The organism is Shimia abyssi (assembly GCF_003014475.1).
GTDB classification, from domain to species: domain Bacteria; phylum Pseudomonadota; class Alphaproteobacteria; order Rhodobacterales; family Rhodobacteraceae; genus Shimia; species Shimia abyssi.
In genome coordinates this window covers 81,168-100,643 of the sequence record NZ_PYGJ01000013.1, presented here as the reverse complement: position 1 = coordinate 100,643, position 19,476 = coordinate 81,168, and the positions used below count along the sequence as shown (strand labels likewise).

General features: G+C 53.7%; 15 protein-coding genes. 6 read left to right on the top strand and 9 right to left on the bottom strand.

What is annotated here, in order from left to right:
• Positions 1-24: 24 nt before the first annotated feature.
• The 3 genes from galE to CLV88_RS17110 form a co-directional block, all read right to left on the bottom strand.
• Positions 25-1,008 carry a UDP-glucose 4-epimerase GalE gene (gene galE / locus CLV88_RS17120; RefSeq protein ID WP_106609631.1) on the bottom strand — a complete coding sequence of 328 codons (984 nt, stop codon included), beginning with the start codon at positions 1,006-1,008 and terminating at the stop codon, positions 25-27.
• A gap of 26 nt (positions 1,009-1,034) precedes the next feature.
• Complete coding sequence (galU, locus tag CLV88_RS17115; protein WP_106609630.1) at positions 1,035-1,928, bottom strand: UTP--glucose-1-phosphate uridylyltransferase GalU; 894 nt, start codon at positions 1,926-1,928, stop codon at positions 1,035-1,037.
• A 208-nt stretch (positions 1,929-2,136) separates the two neighbouring features.
• Positions 2,137-3,240 carry a polysaccharide biosynthesis/export family protein gene (locus CLV88_RS17110; protein ID WP_106609629.1) on the bottom strand — a complete coding sequence of 368 codons (1,104 nt, stop codon included), beginning with the start codon at positions 3,238-3,240 and terminating at the stop codon, positions 2,137-2,139.
• 561 nt (positions 3,241-3,801) lie between these two features.
• On the opposite strand from CLV88_RS17110, the gene CLV88_RS17105 reads away from it, so the two are divergent.
• Positions 3,802-5,511: a polysaccharide biosynthesis protein gene (locus CLV88_RS17105; RefSeq protein WP_341477180.1), complete on the top strand. Its 1,710-nt coding sequence runs from the start codon at positions 3,802-3,804 to the stop codon at positions 5,509-5,511.
• Positions 5,512-7,152: 1,641 nt separating this feature from the next.
• Here the strand turns inward: CLV88_RS17105 and CLV88_RS17100 are convergent.
• From CLV88_RS17100 to cysQ, 4 genes are read right to left on the bottom strand one after another with little or no spacing between them, the layout of a single operon-like run.
• Positions 7,153-8,172 carry an NAD-dependent epimerase/dehydratase family protein gene (locus CLV88_RS17100; RefSeq protein WP_106609627.1) on the bottom strand — a complete coding sequence of 340 codons (1,020 nt, stop codon included), beginning with the start codon at positions 8,170-8,172 and terminating at the stop codon, positions 7,153-7,155.
• Between the two features lie 30 nt (positions 8,173-8,202).
• Complete coding sequence (locus tag CLV88_RS17095) at positions 8,203-9,429, bottom strand: glycosyltransferase family 2 protein (RefSeq protein ID WP_106609626.1); 1,227 nt, start codon at positions 9,427-9,429, stop codon at positions 8,203-8,205.
• On the bottom strand, positions 9,426-10,226 hold the full coding sequence (locus tag CLV88_RS17090) for a 3-deoxy-manno-octulosonate cytidylyltransferase (protein ID WP_106609625.1): 801 nt from the start codon (positions 10,224-10,226) through the stop codon (positions 9,426-9,428). Before CLV88_RS17090 ends, CLV88_RS17095 begins: the two co-directional genes overlap by 4 nt.
• 9 nt (positions 10,227-10,235) lie before the next feature.
• Entirely contained in the window at positions 10,236-11,033 is a 798-nt protein-coding gene (cysQ, locus tag CLV88_RS17085) for a 3'(2'),5'-bisphosphate nucleotidase CysQ (RefSeq protein WP_106609624.1), read from the bottom strand.
• A 118-nt stretch (positions 11,034-11,151) separates the two neighbouring features.
• Here cysQ and CLV88_RS17080 point away from each other — a divergent pair, with 118 nt between their 5' ends.
• From CLV88_RS17080 to dnaJ, 4 genes are all read left to right on the top strand, one after another.
• Positions 11,152-11,973 carry an ABC transporter permease gene (locus CLV88_RS17080; RefSeq protein ID WP_106609623.1) on the top strand — a complete coding sequence of 274 codons (822 nt, stop codon included), beginning with the start codon at positions 11,152-11,154 and terminating at the stop codon, positions 11,971-11,973.
• Complete coding sequence (locus tag CLV88_RS17075) at positions 11,970-12,587, top strand: hypothetical protein (RefSeq protein ID WP_106609622.1); 618 nt, start codon at positions 11,970-11,972, stop codon at positions 12,585-12,587. Before CLV88_RS17080 ends, CLV88_RS17075 begins: the two co-directional genes overlap by 4 nt.
• A 258-nt stretch (positions 12,588-12,845) precedes the next feature.
• Positions 12,846-14,759 carry a molecular chaperone DnaK gene (gene dnaK / locus CLV88_RS17070; RefSeq protein WP_106609621.1) on the top strand — a complete coding sequence of 638 codons (1,914 nt, stop codon included), beginning with the start codon at positions 12,846-12,848 and terminating at the stop codon, positions 14,757-14,759.
• Positions 14,760-14,839: 80 nt separating this feature from the next.
• Positions 14,840-15,982, top strand: coding sequence for a molecular chaperone DnaJ (gene dnaJ / locus CLV88_RS17065; protein WP_106609620.1), 1,143 nt, complete (start codon positions 14,840-14,842; stop codon positions 15,980-15,982).
• Between the two features lie 107 nt (positions 15,983-16,089).
• On the opposite strand, the gene CLV88_RS17060 is transcribed toward dnaJ, so the two are convergent.
• On the bottom strand, positions 16,090-16,929 hold the full coding sequence (locus tag CLV88_RS17060; RefSeq protein ID WP_106609661.1) for an amino acid ABC transporter substrate-binding protein: 840 nt from the start codon (positions 16,927-16,929) through the stop codon (positions 16,090-16,092).
• Positions 16,930-17,149: 220 nt separating this feature from the next.
• On the opposite strand from CLV88_RS17060, the gene radC reads away from it, so the two are divergent.
• On the top strand, positions 17,150-17,911 hold the full coding sequence (gene radC / locus CLV88_RS17055) for a RadC family protein (RefSeq protein ID WP_106609619.1): 762 nt from the start codon (positions 17,150-17,152) through the stop codon (positions 17,909-17,911).
• A gap of 1 nt (position 17,912) precedes the next feature.
• Here the strand turns inward: radC and CLV88_RS17050 are convergent, their stop codons facing one another.
• Complete coding sequence (locus CLV88_RS17050; protein WP_106609618.1) at positions 17,913-19,472, bottom strand: phosphate ABC transporter substrate-binding/OmpA family protein; 1,560 nt, start codon at positions 19,470-19,472, stop codon at positions 17,913-17,915.
• Positions 19,473-19,476: the final 4 nt, after the last annotated feature.

Genomic DNA, 19,476 nt, shown 5'->3' with positions numbered 1-19,476 from the left:
AGCTCCAATAGCCGCGCGGCAGGTTTACTTGTCGTAATGGCCGTTTTGGTGCCATCTCCAGGCATCAGCGATCATGATATCCAGTTTGGAACGGGTTGGCATCCACCCTAGCTCTTTCTCGGCCCGTGTCGAGCCAGAGACAAGCTTGGTACAATCACCCGGGCGGCGTTCCCCCTCCGTAACCGGCACATCCCGGTTTGTCACACTACGGGAATGCGTGATCACTTCGCGCACAGAAAACCCGGACCCGGTGCCAAGGTTAAAGATACTGCTGCCCTTGCCATCCATCAGCCATTTCAGACCCAAAACATGCGCGTCGACCAAATCGCAAACATGCACATAGTCACGAATGCAAGTGCCATCAGGCGTATCATAATTCGTGCCATAGATCGTCAGCGCATCACGTTTTCCATCAATCGCGTCCAGCATCAGTGGAATCAGATGCGTTTCGGGCTGATGAAATTCCCCCACTTCGGCATCCGGGTCTCCGCCGGCCACGTTGAAATAGCGAAATATGACATGCTCCAGGCCGTTGGCCCCCTCAAAATCCTTGAGCATATCTTCAATGGCGCGCTTGGACGAACCATAGGCGTTGATCGGGTGCTGCTCGATGCTTTCGTCCAGCATTACATTGTCATGTTCGCCATAGGTCGCGCAGGTCGACGAAAATACAAAATTCTTGCATCCCGCCGCCACGGTCGCTTCGATCAGGTTGAGCGAACCACCTACATTGTTGAGCCAGTATTTCCCCGGCTCCTTCATGCTCTCGCCAACTTGGCTGAGGGCCGCGAAATGCATCACAGCAACGGGCTGGTACCTGGCAAACACTTCGTCCAGCCGCCCGCGATCCAACAGATCGCCGTCTTCAAACGGACCGAATTTGACCGCGTCTTCCCAACCAGTGCACAGATTGTCGTAGGTAACCGGAACAAAACCAGCCTGTTGCAACGCTTTACAGGCGTGCGAGCCGATATACCCGGCTCCACCCGTTACAAGCACATGTCGCATGCACCGAATTCCTTTTCAAATCCCGTTTATTGCGCAGCCTTTTGAATGCCAACCATCTCTTCAAGATAAGTTGACAGCTCGTCACGCAGATCGTCTCGTGCCAGACCGAAGGCCACAGTTGCCTGAAGGAAACCAGCCTTTGACCCGCAATCGTATCGCTGGCCGACAAAGCGATACCCATAAACGTTGCGCTCCTGATCAATCTCATTGGCAATTGCGTCAGTCAGCTGAATTTCACCACCGCTGCCGGCATCTTGCCCGCGCAGAGTATCCAGCACGCTTGGAGTAAGGATATATCGGCCGATTACAGCCAAATTTGAAGGTGCTTCATTCGCCGGTGGTTTTTCCACCATTCCGTTGACGGACACCAACGATCCCATGTCGTCCTTAACATCCAAAACACCGTAGGAAGATGTTTTTTGAGGAGCCACTTCCATCGCAGCAACCATACAGCCGCCGGTCTCTTCGTAGGCATCAACCATTTGCTTTAGGCATCCAACTTCGCCCGCAATTACATCGTCTGGCAGGATCACCGCAAATGGCTCATTTGCGATCAATCGATGCGCACACCGCACGGCATGCCCCAACCCAAACGCTTTGTGTTGTCGAATATAGGCGATAGCGCCGCTTTCCATATAGGTCGATTGCAGTGTATCAAGAAGTTCAGGCTTATTCTTGTTCCTCAACTCTTGCTCAAGCTGAGGCGCATGGTCAAAATAGTCCTCAAGTGCACTCTTGCCTCGCGACGTCACAAAAATGAACTCTTTGATGCCTGCCTCTCTGGCCTCGTCAATGGCATATTGGATCAGAGGCCGATCTACCAAAGTCATAATTTCCTTTGGTACAGACTTCGTTGCAGGTAAAAATCTTGTTCCCAACCCAGCAACGGGGAAAATAGCCTTCGTAACCTTCTTGCGCATTATTCACTCACTTTCAAAATTTCCTAGTGCGCCATAACGCATTAATGCAGACAAACCCTACTAAAGCGGCCTTTTCCGCGCAACTGCAAAAGCCCTTACAAACTTCAGCTCCGCAACGATCCGCCACATTGCCTGATCGACAATCATTTTAGCCATTTACTCATGTCAAATGTTGGTTCAGTTTTTGACTTCTGCGTTCCAACCTAACTCAGTTAACGATGTTGTTGATGGCAAACAACGAACCAACCAAGGCGATAACAGCTTGCGCCGGCTTCAGAGCCGATTCCGTCGCTAGTACAATGTCATCTGGGTTCACCTGAAAATTGTTGGCCCCAAACAACCCATCGGCAGCAGTAAGATCAAATGTGAAAATCACGTACGGAGCCGCGGGACCTCCTCCATTTGGTTTTACGTCTTCAGGCTTGTATTGACGCATCACCAAGAGCCCTTTTGGGTTGGCTCGCGTATCCTGCAATCCACCCAGCATAGAAATCGACTCAAGTGCAGTAATCTCCTCGCGGTCAAAGTACACCAGCTCTTCTTTGTTTGTGGCGCCCATGCCAATGAAATATTGATCTTGCTCGTCAATGATGATCTTGTCACCACCACGCACCGTCACATTTTTTGTCGGATCATGTAGAAGCGAATCCACCGGAATTTCGTACCGCTGGCCATCTCGCATTAAGCGGACTACCGGGTTCTGCACACTTTCCAAAATCCCGCCCGATTTAGAAATTACGGAAAGAATAGAGGTATTGCGGTTAGTCAGTTCGATCGTGCCAGGCGTTCTGAAACCTGAAACCATGTCCACCGAATTTCGTTGACCTGATTTCACTTCGATCTGAACCTGTGCAGATGGTGCAATTGCAGTAAGTTTGTCCTGAATAACTTGCCTTGCTTGGTCGGGTGTCATTCCGCCAATAGTAACCTGGCTAATATAGGGAACAAAAACTGTACCCGATGCGGATACTTCGATTGGGCGCACCTGAACATTGCGCCCTTCCAACGCAATCAATAGCGAGTTGGCCTGATTGTCCCAAATCGTCAGAAGCACTTTGTCGCCAGGCTTCAGCAGAATGGATTCAGGCCCTGAGGCGCGGGCAAACCAGTGATAATGTCCGTGCCAACCTGTCGAAGGCCACTTGCCAATCTCATTAACATTGTTTCGAGTAACTTCTTGAACCGTAATATCAGGTAGCTCGTCTGTATCACCGGTAATCTCAGCTTTCACAGCGGAGCCACGAGGTAGTGTGCAAGACGCCAGCAAGGCACACACAATGGTTGCCAAGACAAAACCAGCTATTTGTCGCATTCAAGACTGCCTCAATGACCTTTTTGACCGTTCTAACGCCAAGTTGCCCTCTGGAACAACACATTGTTGCCCTAGTTTGAGCGATTGATGTGCGCACGCCACGAAAAGCGACTGAGTTTCATGAACATTGACGGAGAATCAGCGCATTCTTGCCGAAATTAGTCCTGAAAAACGGTAGCGGGCAACTAGATTTAAGGAAATCACGCCCCTTCGTACAACATCTGGCGGAAAGACTGGACAGTTCAACTAGAATTCATGGACAGTATATACGATTGATCAAATCGGTGCTATGAGTTCCTAGCAAGGCAGAACAATCATATTCTACTGCATTAGGCGCAGGCAAACTATTTTCAACACTCTGGCAGAGTATCAGCCGGGAATCAAAATATGCTCTACAACTTGCTCACCTCTATGAGCCGTGGTCAAAAAGGCCATATTCTGATGGGTCTGGATGTTCTCTGGGTCATCCTCGCATTCACGCTTTCGCAAGTCATGCTCGCGTCTGAAATCCGCCCTTCGGATCTCTGGGCAACCGCTTGGTACCTTGTTCTTTTTGCACCTTTGGCTGCTGGCGTCATTCACTTTTTTGGGCTTCATCGTATTAAGCTGAACGCTTATGGCATGGATGATATCGTCAAAACGATGTACCTTGCTTTATTGTTCTGCTTGCTTGGCGCATCGGTAAATCTGCTCGGCGGCATCAACCCTAAAGTTCCATTCGCCACATTTGTTACTTTCAGCCTTCTGTTCATTACGATTTCTATTTCCAGCAGAATTCTACTGCGCAAAATAGTACTGCGCATTTACGCATCCAGCAAACAACGCAAACGGGTAATGATATATGGTGCGGGACAGACGGGTCAGCAACTCGCCGCCGCCCTCCAGACCGACGACGAATTCGAAGCGGCCTGTTTTGTAGATGACAATGCCGCGCTTCACAAACTGACCGTCGCCGGGATGCGGGTGCATGCTCCCAAAAATATCCGAATGCTAGTACGTCGCGTGGGTATTGAACGCATTATCCTCGCCATGCCCTCTGCGGATCAATCCGTTCGCATTCAAATTGCCAAGAAGCTGGAACCTCTAGACTGCGAAGTGCTTGCCCTGCCATCATTTGCCGACATGGTCTTGCGCGGCGAAGAAGCCGCTCGCACGGCGCCAGTTGAGCTTTCCAGCCTCCTTGGCCGCGACGCACTGGAATCTGACCTACCCGCTGCCAGCAGCACTTACCGAGAACGACGCATCCTTGTAACCGGCGCAGGTGGTTCAATTGGTTCAGAACTCTGCCGGCAGCTCCTAGAGTGCGACCCGGACGAAATTGTTGTTTTTGACCACAGCGAAATCGCGCTCTACAATATAATCCGCGAGCTACAGGATCATTCAAGCGCGGTGCGGCTTGTTCCGGTACTTGGGTCCGTGACACAACCGGAGTTGGTCCGAGAAACCCTCGAAGCTTATGGTATCGAAGTGGTTTTTCACGCAGCCGCTTACAAACACGTCAATATTGTCGAAACCAACAGTTTTGAAGGCGCGCGCAACAACATTCTGGGTACTCGCATCGTCGCCGAGGAATCTATCCGAGCGGGCGTTCGCCGTTTTATTCTTGTCTCCACTGACAAAGCCGTTCGCCCCACCTCCATAATGGGCTCAACCAAGCGTATGGCAGAACTTGTAGTTCAGGATCTCGCGACGCGCAGTCAGAACACCAAATTATCAATGGTGCGCTTTGGCAATGTCCTTGGCTCCTCCGGTTCTGTGATCCCCCTCTTCGAAGAACAAATTCAGAATGGCGGCCCTGTCACCGTAACTGACCCAGAAGTAACACGCTTCTTCATGACCACCTCAGAGGCTGTACGCCTCGTTTTGCTTGCAGGTAGCTTCTCACGCGGTGGTGACGTTTTTGTGCTGGATATGGGCACCCCTGTGTCGATCCTCTCCGTCGCCCGAAAAATGATTAAAGGAGCGGGCTATTCCATCCGCGACGAAGGCAATCCAAATGGCGATATTCCCATTCTTTTCACCGGCCTCAAACCCGGTGAAAAGATGCATGAAGAGCTGCTGATCGGCAGTGATATGCTAACAACACCGCACCCAAAAATTCTCAGGGCTCAGGAGAATTATTTATCCGAGCTAGAGATCGTCAACGCTCTCAACGACCTGCGTCGCTCGATCGAAGCCCGCGATATTGAACTTCTGCACGCCACCATGCAGCGGTGGGTCGAGCCAGCAGAGAAGCTGGCCGAGATCCTGACTGTAGTTGGCGAAAGCTAATTCCGGCAAGAAAGAAAGCCATATCTTTCAAACGCTTCTCGGTTTACGGAACGATTATTATCGCAAGCCTGCCGCCCATCAACCTTAGCGTACAATCCATATTGAACCCTTGATCCGCATTACATTGCCAAGCGGCGAGGTTCAAAACCGGCCAGCTTTCGCCAGCGACTTGTCGCTCGAACAATTATGCGAGTATCGATTGCGCCGGATTAATACACTTTCCAACGCACATCGTTCTGGAAACACGATGAACTAAAAGTCCACTTACAACGGTCAATGGAAGGCACACATAGCGTGCAACATTCAGATTTCGTCAATTAGCGGCCAAGGGTCATGCCCCAATTCAATCATCGCAAAGTGCACTTTTGGTGACACCTTTAGCAATTGCCGCCCTGACATTGACGGCATTCGAGTTATTGTCGAAGTCTCCTGTGGTTCTGATCAACGGTCGTATTCACAATCCAACGCTACGCAATTTGCAGATGGTACGCGGACTGCAACGTTTCCCGCTGCCGAGAACTGCGCCTGTGGCGTGCCGTTTTCACCCGTGCATTCTGCGCAACCAACCGTGGCTGCCAAGATGAGATGCAGATTGAGTCGCTGGGTTGCACCTTCTGCCCGGATGTAAGCGCGGGTGAGCTCGACGCGCAGGTCACAGTTTTCCCATGTAAACGCGACGGCACACGCGATGTGCGCGTGTCAGCATTATTCTTCAACAATACGGACCGCATCCATTGCGTGGTTCGAACACGGCCATCCCGACGCGGTCCTTGCGCCGGGTTCGTCACCTCAAACGGTTGGCGTTACACCCACGCGGTCTTTCCTAAACGAAGTTGTATTTCGCTATCCTACACCCTCGTCCCCTGCGCATATTTTACGCCTAACAGATTTCGACAGCGAACCAGTGGGCTGCGAACATCTTCCCATTCAGGTGCCGCCACTTGATGCGTGCCGTGCCTGCCCGACCCTGACAGACCTTTCGGTTTCAGTATTAGGTTGCGCCGGCAACGACCTTTCTGAACCGTAACAATCACCTCCGCACTCGTGCCACCCGAGGGTGGATGAACCTTTGGTAAGGGATTTTGTAGAAAACGTAACAGCCACAACCAACACCTAGTCATCCACAAATACATGCGATGCGCCCTGCGATTACCTAGTCGCGAGGGCGCCGGTTGCCGCGGCTGCCCGCCAATCCCCAAATCGATCATGGTCACAATTCCAGCCTGCCCGCCGACGGATGATGAGGGAGAGTCGGAAAACCCATTATGTGGTGTTCTGACTTATGCGATCGGCATCCTTTCAGGTGTCGCGATTGTTCCGACACTTCTCGCCACTACATTGGACTCGTGCACAAACATTCCGGTGTAATCTTTTGTCTGGTCGCTAGTCATTGGCGCTTGGGCCGCCGTCACACTGAAAATCACGGTGTCATTTTTCTTGTGCAAAGTGCTCGATTTCTATCCATGCCTCAGCAAATGCGACTGGTTCGTAATCCTTTGGATGGCCCTTATGATCGGTAGTATTTTTGCACTCCATATCGCGGGGTGTTGCGGAGCAGCCATGTTGGTTTCAGGTATTGTAATGGTACTGTTTGCGCTGTTTTTCCTGACCTTGTGGATCGTCGAATGCAAGCCGAAGCGCTCAACAGTTGTAGAAGTCCCGATACCACGCCACGAACTTCTGCACACCGGTTTCAACTGGCGTGGCAGGGCGTTCGCCTGTAAGTGCCTCCAGCAATTCTGCTGAGGCCCATGTCGCAGGCACATCGCCGGGCTGCATATCCATGAAGTTCTTCTTGGCCTCCATGCCAAGAGCGCGTTCAATCGCACTAACGAAATCCATCAGCTGCTCGGGCCTGCCATTACCAATATTCACCACCCGCCAAGGCGCAACCGCACTCAGGCTATCATGCTCCACAACCTCGTCTCGTGCATCAACCAAGGGCGGGACACACTCTGCCAGTGCAACAATCCCAGTCACCAGATCGTCGATATAAGTGAAATCCCTCCGCATATCACCGTGGTTATGGATATCAATCGTACGCCCTTCCAAAATCGCCTTAGTGAACTTGAACGGCGCCATGTCCGGGCGGCTCCACGGGCCATATACAGTGAAAAACCGGAACATTGTGACCGGCAGATCGTAGAGATGCGCATAGGAATGCGCCATCATCTCGTTTGCCTTTTTTGTTGCCGCATAAAACGACATCTGCGCATCTGCCTTGTGCATTTCGGAATAAGGCATTTCGGTATTCGCCCCGTATACAGAGCTGGTCGACGCCAGCATCATATGTTTGGGGGGATAAGCCCGTGCTGCCTCCAGCAGATCAAACGTCCCGATCAGGTTCGCTTCGACATAAGATCGCGGTGCCTCTATCGAATAGCGCACCCCGGCCTGGCCCGCCAAATGTACGACCAGGTCCGGGCGATGTTTCTCAAACAACCGTAAAAGCACCCCCGGTGTTTCCAGCCGGTCAATCACCGCCTCAAAACCCGCATTCTGCAACAACGTCGCGTGACGACGCTCTTTCAGCGACACGTCGTAATAGTCGGTCATCGCATCCAACCCGATCACCCGCCAGCCTTCATCCAACAGACGTTTGACCGTGTGAAACCCGATGAACCCTGCCGAACCTGTCACCAGCGCTGTGCGTTGTATCATGCTTGTATCCTCTCGCCCGAAATCAGGTCTTCAATCACCTAAAAAGCGCACTTTCGCAACCCGCTGAACCTCTCTTTTGACCCGGCTGGAAAACCGGGTCAGTCGCACCAGCCGCCCAGCGCGCTCTGACCGACCGAACAAACCGCCACGCTGCACCCAAAACCCGCGCGGATCATACTTCACACGGTGATAGCGTGCATTAGGCCGGAACTGGAATACCGACGGCACCTTGCCGTCGCCCACCAACCGAACCGCCTCAGCCTCAACCTTGCGCCACCGCCGCCCGGCAACAACCACTCCCGCCCCTGCCGTGACATCAACCCGGCGAAACCCATCCGCCGCCCGCACAATCTGAGCCAAGCTGCCGAACTCGCGGGCCAGCCCGTCTTTGTACCCTCGTGAAAGACCGCGCATCAGCCGTCCGACATCACCGGGCATTGCATCGCCGCGCACCATATGGCGCAACATGCGCTGTCGCTGTTCTGTTCGAAATGCCTTCCAAACTCCGGCGCGCTCGGATTCAGGGCAATACTTGCGCAGATACACCGCCAAACTTGCTCCGATCTCGCTCAGGTCACGCGGCACCCGACCGGCATTTCGCTGCACGTTTGCCTCAAACCCGTGATGCACCTCGGCCAGCGGTACAATCGCTGTCGCCAGCCCGCGCTGGGCCAGACGCATATTCAAATCGGTTTCATCTAGAAAAAATCGATATGCGGTATCAAACCCACCCAGCTCGGCCAACACATCGCGGCGGACCGCCATATTGGTGCCTTCGGTCTTGATCGCATGACCTGCGCGCCCGTGTAGCACAACGGAGCGCTCCCCCTCCAGCGCAAGCGGGCTGGCCACACCGGTATAGTCCACTTGCCGCGCGCGCCACTGCATCGAGATTCCGTTGCGCCCACGCACAAACCCGCCCGCTGCGGCCACCTCGGCTTCCGCAAAGGGCGCGATCAGGTGGTGCAACCAGCCGGGTTCCGGCACTGCGTCATCATCAATGAACGCAACCACCTCTCCCGCCGCCATCGCGATCCCATGATTGCGCGCGCCGGATATATTTGGGCGTTCATACGGGGCAATCTTGATCTGTTCCGCAAAGGGATGCTTGGCCACCGCGTCCTGACCTTCGCGATCCGTCACAACCACAATCTCAAACGCGCCATACACCAGCTGCGAAATCCCCATCAAGCATCGCTTCAGCGCCTCAGGTCTTCCCCGGCTCACCACCACGACACTGACAGGTATTGCGCTCACGGCGTGCCCATCTCGGCCATCATTGCCTCAAGCTTTGGCACATCCTCGGGGTTATTCAGTTCCCAGAACTGTCGCGCCCGCGCTTCAACCTCGACGCATAAAACAGGCCGCCCATGTTCCATGAACCGCAACTGTTCCAGCCCTTCCAGCTGCTCCAGCGGGCCAGCTGGCCAAAGCGGATACGCGCCCAGCGCCGAAGGTCGATAGGCGTAAACGCCGACATGGTGAAAAACCGGCGTCTCGGCCTCATCGGCGTAAACTTCGGACGTGAACGGCACCACTTCCTTAGAAAAGTAGAGCGCGTGATGATCCCGCGTGAACACCGCCGTCGTACCGCCTACGCGCCCCGCCATACGATCTTCCAAAAATCCGTTCAGCGCGCGCCCGTCGCAGCGCAAAACAGGTGTCGCCACTTCGGCCGTGGGATCGGCTTGCAAGCCTTTGACCAAATCCTCGACAAACCACGCCGGGGTCAGGGGCGCATCACCTTGCAGATTGACTACAATATCATACCCGCCCCCTAGATTATCATGCGCTTCGGCACAGCGCTCGGTGCCATTCCGACACTTGGACGAGGTCATAACAACTTCAGCCCCAAATGCCTCTGCCGCGTCTTTAATCCGAACATCATCCGTGGCCACAACCACTTTATCGATACCGTTCACCGCGATGGCCGCATTCCAGGACCGTTCGATCAGGCTCTTGGCCTCACCGCTCGCACCGCGCAGAACAGCCAAAGGCTTGCCAGGATAGCGCGACGATTCATAGCGCGCCGGAATGACAATCAGAACAGACATGACAGCCTCTTACGCTTGCTTCAGAGCTACACCCGGAGCGTATGCGATAAAGTAGGGATTTGCGAAATCCTCTTTGCCATAGGCCAGCGGTGTGTGGTCATCAAAACGCACAACTCTGCCACCTGCACCCAGCAATACTGCATGTCCCGCTGCCGTGTCCCACTCCATCGTGCGGCCCACACGTGGATAGATATCCGCCTCACCCGTCGCAACCAGGCAAAACTTGAGCGACGAACCCGCGCTTTTGAAATCGGCCACTTCGTACTTGGCGATATAGTCCTTGGTCTCGTCCGTCAGATGCGATTTAGACGCGACAACCAAAAGCGCCGCATTATCAGAGTCCGCGACTGTCATAGGCTGAACTTCGCCCACTGTGTCGGGGTCAAATGCGCCGGTTTCTTCGACGGCCCGACCGTCCGCTTGGGTAAAAAACATGCGGTTCTTGGCTGGCGCATAAACCACGCCGCGTTGCGGTACACCGTTTTCGACGTAGGCGATGTTCACGGTAAAATCGCCACGGCGGTGAATGAACTCTTTGGTGCCGTCCAGCGGGTCGACAATCAGGAATGTGTCACCCTTGGCCGTATGGCTTTCCGCCTGTTCCTCTGTCACCAACATCACATCCGGAAACGCCGCACGCAAACCTGCCGAGATCAGCGCATCCGCGGCTTCATCGGCGGCGGTTACAGGACTGTCGTCTGACTTGGATTTGACGTCAAAATCGTCCGAATTGTAAATATCCATAATGACTGCGCCGGCATCAATTGCCAGCTTACGGATAACCGGGATGAGCGTTTCGTAGTTCAAATCTCTTCTCCTGAAAGGCATTTGTTGTATTGCGCTTGCGCGCCCCTTATGATGCGTCGGTAAGGGAACGGCAAGAATTCCCTGACATAACTGCGTCATTCCGCAATCGGCGAGAGCAATGTTTCAGCAATCCGTCCCACGAACGAACTTTGAGTCGGCAATTAACATTGCTGAATTGATCTATCATTCAATCGTGCGCAACATCCGCAAGAGCCACGGGAACGCGGTTCTATCCATCTTGGTCAACATGCTTCAGGCGTTCATCTTTGTGATCGCATTTTATGTCATGTTCACCGTACTTGGCTTACGCGGGGCGGCCCTTCGTGGGGATTTCCTGCTGTATCTGATGTCTGGCATCTACCTCTTCCTGACCCACACAAAAACGCTTTCTGCCGTGGTCGGATCAGAGGGGCCAAGCTCCCCTATGATGAAACACGCGCCGATGAACACGATCATCTCAATTGCGTCGGCGGCGCTGGGCACACTTTATATTCAGGTATTGTCGCTCTTTACGATCCTGTTCATTTACCATGCCGCCTTCAAACCGATCACGATAGAACAGCCCATTGCCGCCTTTTCCATGCTACTGCTGGCGTGGCTTGCCGGTATCGGCGTCGGCACCGTGTTCCTCGCAATCAAACCTTGGTTTCCCACCTTCGTCAGCATCGCCAGCACAGTTTACCAACGGGCCAACATGATTGCATCTGGCAAGATGTTCGTCGCTAACACACTGCCTTCCTTCATGTTGGCCATGTTTGACTGGAACCCGTTGTTTCATTGCATCGATCAAGCGCGCGGGTTCATCTTTATCAACTATTTCCCGCGAAATAGCTCCATCACCTATCCACTTCTCGTGGCTGTGGTGCTGATCATGATCGGGCTGATGGGTGAATTCTACACACGTAAGCATGCCTCTGTTAGCTGGACGGCCAAGCGGTGATCCGCGCATTCGCATTCTTACTCGCATTCTCGCCTGGCGCGGTTATTGCCTCCGAATTTCCAGCTCTATACCATGTTATCGACGTGGCCGAAGATGACAGTCTCAATATCCGCACCGACCCCAACAGCAGCGCGCCAATCATCGATACGTTCCCGCATGACGCTCAGGATATCGAGGTGATCACAACCAACCAAACCCGCAGCTGGGCCATGGTTGCTTTACCCGAGGCGACAGGCTGGACGTCACTGCGCTATCTCGAACGCAGCCACCCTAATTCATGGACCCACAGCAATACCGGCCTGACCTGTTCAGGAACCGAACCATTCTGGCTCGCGACACTTGCACCGGATCGTAAAGCACTGACCTATCAGTTCTTTGACGATCCCCCGCGGGATATTGAAATCAGCTGGATCATTACGCCGGAAAACTACACTGGCGGTTCGCTTGGCCTTTCCGCGTCTAGCGCCAAAGCCCATGCATTTGCCTCCCTTACCGCTGGGATATGTAGCGACGGGATGAGCGATCGAAGCTATGGCATCTCCATAAACCTCTTCCTAACCGATCCTGCACACACCATCGGCTATACCGGGTGTTGCAGCCTGCAAACACGCTAAACCGGCGGATCCACAAATTCCAGCCAAGCAAAAAACCTCCAGAAGCACTGATTTTTAAACGAACCCCGACAATTGGTGGCAAAAATGCTCGAATTAACGGCCCGCACGCCTATCGAGACGCTTGCAGGGACTTTTTGACCTCCCTATATACCCATCGAAGCGCGCGGGCCCGCAAGGGCCAGTCGTAAAGTGGATCAGGGCAAGGATGCCAAAACGGGTCCGGACCTGAAAATCGCCTTAAGTTAGAAGGGATCGAAAATGAGTAAAGTTATCGGTATCGACCTCGGTACAACCAACTCCTGTGTGGCCATCATGGATGGTTCTCAGCCCAAAGTGATCGAAAACGCGGAAGGTGCACGCACCACCCCGTCCATAGTCGCTTTCACAGATGACGAGCGCCTCGTAGGCCAGCCAGCAAAACGCCAGGCCGTCACCAACCCAGAAAACACCGTTTTTGGCGTCAAGCGTCTGATCGGCCGTCGTTTTGACGACGCAGATCTGGCCAAGGACCTTAAGAACATGCCGTTCAATGTCATGAACGGCGGCAATGGCGATGCATGGGTCGAAGCCAAGTCCGAAAAATACAGCCCGTCACAAATCTCTGCCTTCATCCTCGGCAAGATGAAAGAAACCGCCGAGAGCTATCTTGGCGAGGACGTGACCCAAGCTGTCATCACCGTGCCTGCTTACTTCAACGACGCACAGCGTCAGGCCACCAAAGACGCTGGCAAAATCGCCGGTCTCGAAGTGCTGCGCATCATCAACGAACCAACTGCAGCCGCTCTGGCTTATGGTCTGGACAAAGAAGAAACCCACACCATCGCCGTTTATGACCTTGGCGGCGGTACGTTCGATGTGACCATCCTCGAAATCGACGATGGCCTGTTCGAAGTAAAATCGACCAACGGCGACACCTTCCTAGGTGGCGAAGACTTTGACATGCGCATCGTCAACTACTTGGCTGATCAGTTCAAAAAAGAGCACAACGTCGATCTGACCAAAGACAAAATGGCTCTCCAGCGCCTCAAGGAAGCTGCTGAAAAAGCCAAGATCGAACTGTCCTCCTCGTCACAGACCGAAATCAACCAGCCGTTTATCTCGATGGACCCGTCCTCGGGTACGCCGCTGCACATGGTCATCAAAATGACCCGAGCCAAGCTGGAATCGCTGGTTGGTGACCTGATCAAAGCATCGATCAAGCCATGTCAGGCCGCTCTCAAAGACGCGGGCATGTCTGCAAGCGAGATCGACGAAGTTGTTCTCGTCGGTGGTATGACCCGTATGCCGCGCGTCATCGAAGAAGTGACCAAGTTCTTCGGCAAAGAGCCCCACAAGGGTGTGAACCCTGACGAAGTGGTTGCGATGGGTGCCGCGATTCAGGCCGGTGTTCTGCAGGGCGACGTCAAAGACGTGGTTCTGCTCGACGTGACACCTCTGTCGCTCGGCATCGAAACGCTGGGTGGTGTGTTCACCCGTCTGATCGACCGCAACACGACGATCCCGACCAAGAAGTCGCAAATCTTCTCGACCGCCGAAGACAACCAGAATGCAGTGACCATTCGCTGCTTCCAGGGTGAACGCGAGATGGCTGCCGACAACAAGATCCTCGGCCAGTTCAATCTCGAAGATATCCCGCCAGCCCCACGTGGCATGCCTCAGATCGAGGTGACCTTTGACATTGACGCCAACGGTATCGTGTCGGTCGGCGCTTTGGACAAAGGCACCGGAAAAGAGCAGAAGATTACGATTCAGGCGTCGGGTGGCCTGTCGGATGACGACATCGAAAAGATGGTCAAGGACGCAGAAGAAAATGCTGAGGCGGACAAGGAACGCCGCGAGCTGATCGAAGCGCGAAACCAGGCAGAATCGCTGATCCACTCGACCGAAAAATCCGTGGAAGAGCACTCCGACAAGGTCGATCCAACAACCGTGGAAGCCATCGAACTGGCCATCGCGGCTCTGAAAGACGATCTCGAGAAAGAGGACGCTGCAGCAGAGAAGATCAAATCAGGTATCCAGAACGTGACCGAAGCGGCCATGAAGCTGGGCGAAGCGATCTACAAAGCTAGCCAGGAAGAGGCTGGTGAAGAGCCCTCCGCCGCCGACGCGGGTCCGGCAGATGACGACATCGTCGACGCCGACTTCGAAGACCTGGACGGCGACAAGCGCTAATGGCGCACCATCGGAACTGAAATGTGGGCCGGTCCGGTTGCCGGATCGGCCCTTTTCATTCCGTGCCAAAGGAGTAACCCATGGCAAAACGTGACTTCTACGAGGTGCTTGGCGTCAGCAAAGGGGCTTCCGCGGACGAGATCAAAAAGGCCTATCGCAAAAAGGCCAAGGAACTGCACCCCGACCGCAACGCCGACAATCCCGCCGCCGAAGGCCAATTCAAAGAGGCCAACGAAGCTTATGAAATCCTCAAGGATGCCGAGAAAAAGGCGGCTTACGACCGCTTTGGCCATCAGGCGTTCGAGGGCGGCATGGGCGGCGGGCAACGCGGTGGCCATCCCGGTCAGGGTGACTTTGCGTCGGCCTTTTCAGACGTGTTTGACGACCTGTTTGGTGACTTCATGGGCGGACGCGGCGGCGGTGGTCGCCAACGTGCCGCACGCGGCGCCGACCTGCGCTATAACCTGCGGGTAACGCTGGAAGATGCTTTTTCCGGCATGCAAAAAACAATCAATGTGCCAACGTCGGTACAATGTGAAAAATGCACTGGTTCCGGCGCAGAGGGCGGCGCAGAGCCAACCACTTGCCCCACCTGTTCCGGCATGGGTAAAGTGCGCGCACAACAGGGGTTTTTCACCGTTGAACGCACCTGCCCCACCTGTTCCGGTCTCGGCCAGATCATAAAGAACCCGTGTGACGGTTGTTCCGGTCAGGGGCGCGTCGAAAAAGACCGTTCTCTTTCCGTGAACATTCCCGCAGGTGTGGAAACTGGCACGCGTATCCGCCTCGCAGGCGAAGGCGAAGCGGGCATGCGCGGCGGTCCTACCGGCGACCTCTATATATTTATCGAGGTCTCCCAGCACCGCATTTTCGAGCGTGAAGGCCCAAACCTTTACTGCCGTATTCCAGTGTCTATGACCAGTGCTGCATTGGGCGGTGACATTGAGGTGCCCACTATAGATGGCGGCCGCAGCCGGGTGAAAATCCCATCCGGTTCGCAATCAGGTCGCCAAATGCGTTTGCGCGGCAAGGGTATGCCGGCCCTGCGTGGTGGTGGCTCAGGAGACATGATGATCGAGCTCTCGGTTGAAACTCCTGTAAACTTGACATCACGTCAAAAGGAACTCTTGCGCGAATTCGAGGATCTTTCTTCCGATAACAACCCTGAAAGCAGCAGTTTCTTCAAATCGGTCAAGAACTTCTGGGATTCGATGAAGGGCTGAGCATCGATTAACACTTAAGCCAAAAATACAAAAAGCGCGCCCAAACCGGCGCGCTTTTTCCTTTCAACACGTCAGGCCGCCCACTGGGCTGCCAAACGAACGCACATTCAATCCAAGATCGGTGCCACCATATACAATGCCTGCAACGCAATACCCGGTGTCAAACTCGGGATCGCTTCTTTTAGAATGCTCTGCATTTGTCCATTTGCATACATTTGCGAGACGGCCTTATCTACCACGTCACGCAATTCGCTATCGCCACGCGCCATCACAATACCCTGTTTTTCTACGGTCAGGATATCTGTGGACATCTTGAACTGATCGCGCTCCGGGCTGCTTGCATATAGGCCCACAAGGATCGACTGATCGGCAAAATAAGCGTCAATCTCTCCAGATTCCATCGCTGCCATACCTGCTTCATGGTCTGCAAACCGCACCACTTCGGCAACGACGGCAGCTCCGGTCAGTGAATTAACCAGTGCGTTTTCGGTGGTCGTCGCTCGGCGTACACCTAGCTTCTTTCCTGCCAGATCGGAAAACTGTTCACCTGCATCCTTGCGCAGTATCAATGACGTGCCATCGATAAAGACTGGAACCGAAAAATCCACCATTGCTCGTCGTTCCATCGTGATCGTTGCAGCGCCGCAATGCAGATCCACTTCGCCGTTTACGACTTTCTCAAAACGATCCGTGGAGTCCACGGGCACAAACTGCACCTGCAAATCGTCCAGCTTAAGATGATTGGTAATCGCCTGTGCCACGCGCACACATACCAGCGGCGTGTAGCCAGCTGGTTCGCCCGTTTCGAGCGCATAGGACATCGGCTTGGCGTCCAACCGGTAGCCTAGGTTCAATTGTCCCGTTTCCTTGATCCGGTCCAACGTTTGGGCTGTTGCTGGCAATGCCAGCGACACGGCAGCGATCATCGTCAAAAGGGTCGTACGCATAAGAATGTCCATTTCCGAAAATGTGAAAGTCGCGATGGCGGTTTGAGGGCAAGCTTCCCACCAATATGCCGCACTCACAACCCCAAATGCCAAAGGTTAAACTTCGGCCCCAATTTGAATTCCGCACCGACGCGATACCGACGTAACACCGACGTTCCAAAGCGGCGTTAACTCTTTTCAGATTAACAGAATATTCACCATATTCTGGCAGGACTCTTGCATGTCGGATCGCCACTCATTTTCAGAGATGCCGCTGCCCCTCTTTGACAAAGAAGAGGTCACGCTGCGCCCCTTGGCGAACGGAAAGCTGCCGTCATATATTGCTGATCACCGCAAGCGTTTGCGCGCGCGATTTGTGTCCGGTGGCGCGGATGCAATGCCGGATTACGAGCTGCTTGAGCTCGTTCTATTCCGTGCAATTCCGCGACAAGATGTTAAACCCATTGCCCATAAGCTGTTGGAAACATTTGGTGATTTCAACGGCACGTTGTCCGCGCCACGGGCACGCCTGAAACAGGTTAGCGGTGTCGGAAACGCCGTGATTACCGAACTTAAAATCGTCGAGGCGGCTGCGCATCGTCTCGCGAGATCCAAAATTATGCAGCGACGCGTTTTATCCAGCTGGGATGCATTGCTCGACTATTGCCACACCACAATGGCGCATCGCGACACCGAACAATTCCGCGTTTTATACCTCGATACCAAGAACACTTTGATTGCTGACGAAGAGCAAGCCACGGGAACTGTTAACCATGTTCCGGTCTACCCTCGAGAAGTGGCAAAAAGGGCTTTAGAATTGAACGCTAGCGCTTTGATATTAGTGCATAATCACCCGTCTGGCGATCCAACACCTTCTGACTCCGATATTACCATGACCGAACAAATTCACCGCGCGCTCGACGCGTTAGGGATTACTTTGCACGATCACATTATTATCGGAAAATCCCAGGAACTCAGTTTTCGATCAGAGGGTTATTTGTAAGTTACTGTACCCAGATCTCCACGCGTCGATTTACTTGCCGGCCCCAGGCACTGTCATCACACGCCATCGGCATCGCCTCGCCATAAGCTTGGACGTCGATCTTCAACCGGTCCAGATTCGCCGTTTCGGCGGCATCCAAAACGGCATCCCTAACCGCCACTGCTCGTTTCATCGCAATTTCCCGGTTAGCCGCAGCCGGCCCCGCTCCATCGGAAAATCCAACAAAAACAAGGCGCCGCGTGTCATAATACCCAGCTTCCAAAGCCCGCGACAATTGTTGAACGTTGGAACGAGACTGGGCGTCCAGACGTGTTGATCCCGCTTGAAATCGGAATGATGTTGTCAGTCGTTTCATCCCAGCCAGCGATTTCGTCATGGCTTGCAGTTGTTCCAGTTCGATCTCGGGACCAGCGACAGAAATCGCATTCACAAAGCGATCACCTTGAATATTTGCCGGGATTTCCTCTGCGGTCTGATCCACAAAACCCGCCCGCCGGATCACAAGTTGCGCAGAAGGGCTGCGCGTATAGGTCAAAAAATCTCTCGCCAATTTGGGTAACCGTCTCGCAGGAAAGTACAGGAACATGGGTGCATTAAGCGGATAATCCTCAGTCTTGATGGTTCTACGAGATGCCGACAGCGAAAACCCGCAACTGCCCGTCAACGTCAACCCACGAGCCGAACCTGTCTCCGCAAAACTTGCAATCCCTATAGAAAACGGGTCTCTTTCAATTGCAGAAACCAGCGCGAGATTCCTGCTGTGCCGAACAATATCTAACGAAAATGTCAGCTGGGCTCGCTGCATCAGCTGATCTTCAACCGCTTGAGCCAGTCCGGATTGAGCCTCCATCATATGAAGTGTGATTGGCGCATTTGGCCCGCCAAGGTCTTGCCAATTTGTAATATTTCCAGAAAAGACGTTCGCCAACTGTAACGGCGAAATCGACAAAACTGGGTTATCTACGGCAACAATTGGCACCATTCCATCTAGCGCCAGTACACGGCTGCGGTTTGTCTCGCTCATGTCACCTAGGCCGGCTTCATAACCCAGTTGAGATTCACGTGGTCGGATTTCACGCAAGGACATGGCAATGTCAGCCTCGTTCGCCAATAGATCCGCAAAACCTTCGTCTGCATTGCTGGCGTGGAACCGAAACTTGGCCACTTTTGCTTCAGTTTCCGCGTCTATCAGGTGGTATTCGAAGCGCATCGGGTTTTCCCTGAATCGCTCGACAGAGTATCCTTCGCGAAGCGCAAAAGCCTCCAACAAGGCGGGCATCAAGATTTCCGCCATTGTCGCAGATCCGGAAATCGAAATATCAGCAACATAGTTGATCAGGTTCGGACAACCTGGCCCCTCGCACAACACTCCAGTGCCGTCTACTGTCAACTCGCCATAAATCGTTTCAACTCGATAGAGCTCTCCATCAAAGCCCAAAAGCGTTCCGGAGATCTCAACCGATCCATCTCGCGATGTGAGCGTCACATCTTGAGCGAGCGCGGAAAATACCGAAGAAAAGAGGAAAAGTGCGGCGCAAACCGCCGCACGAAACTGAAACATTTTG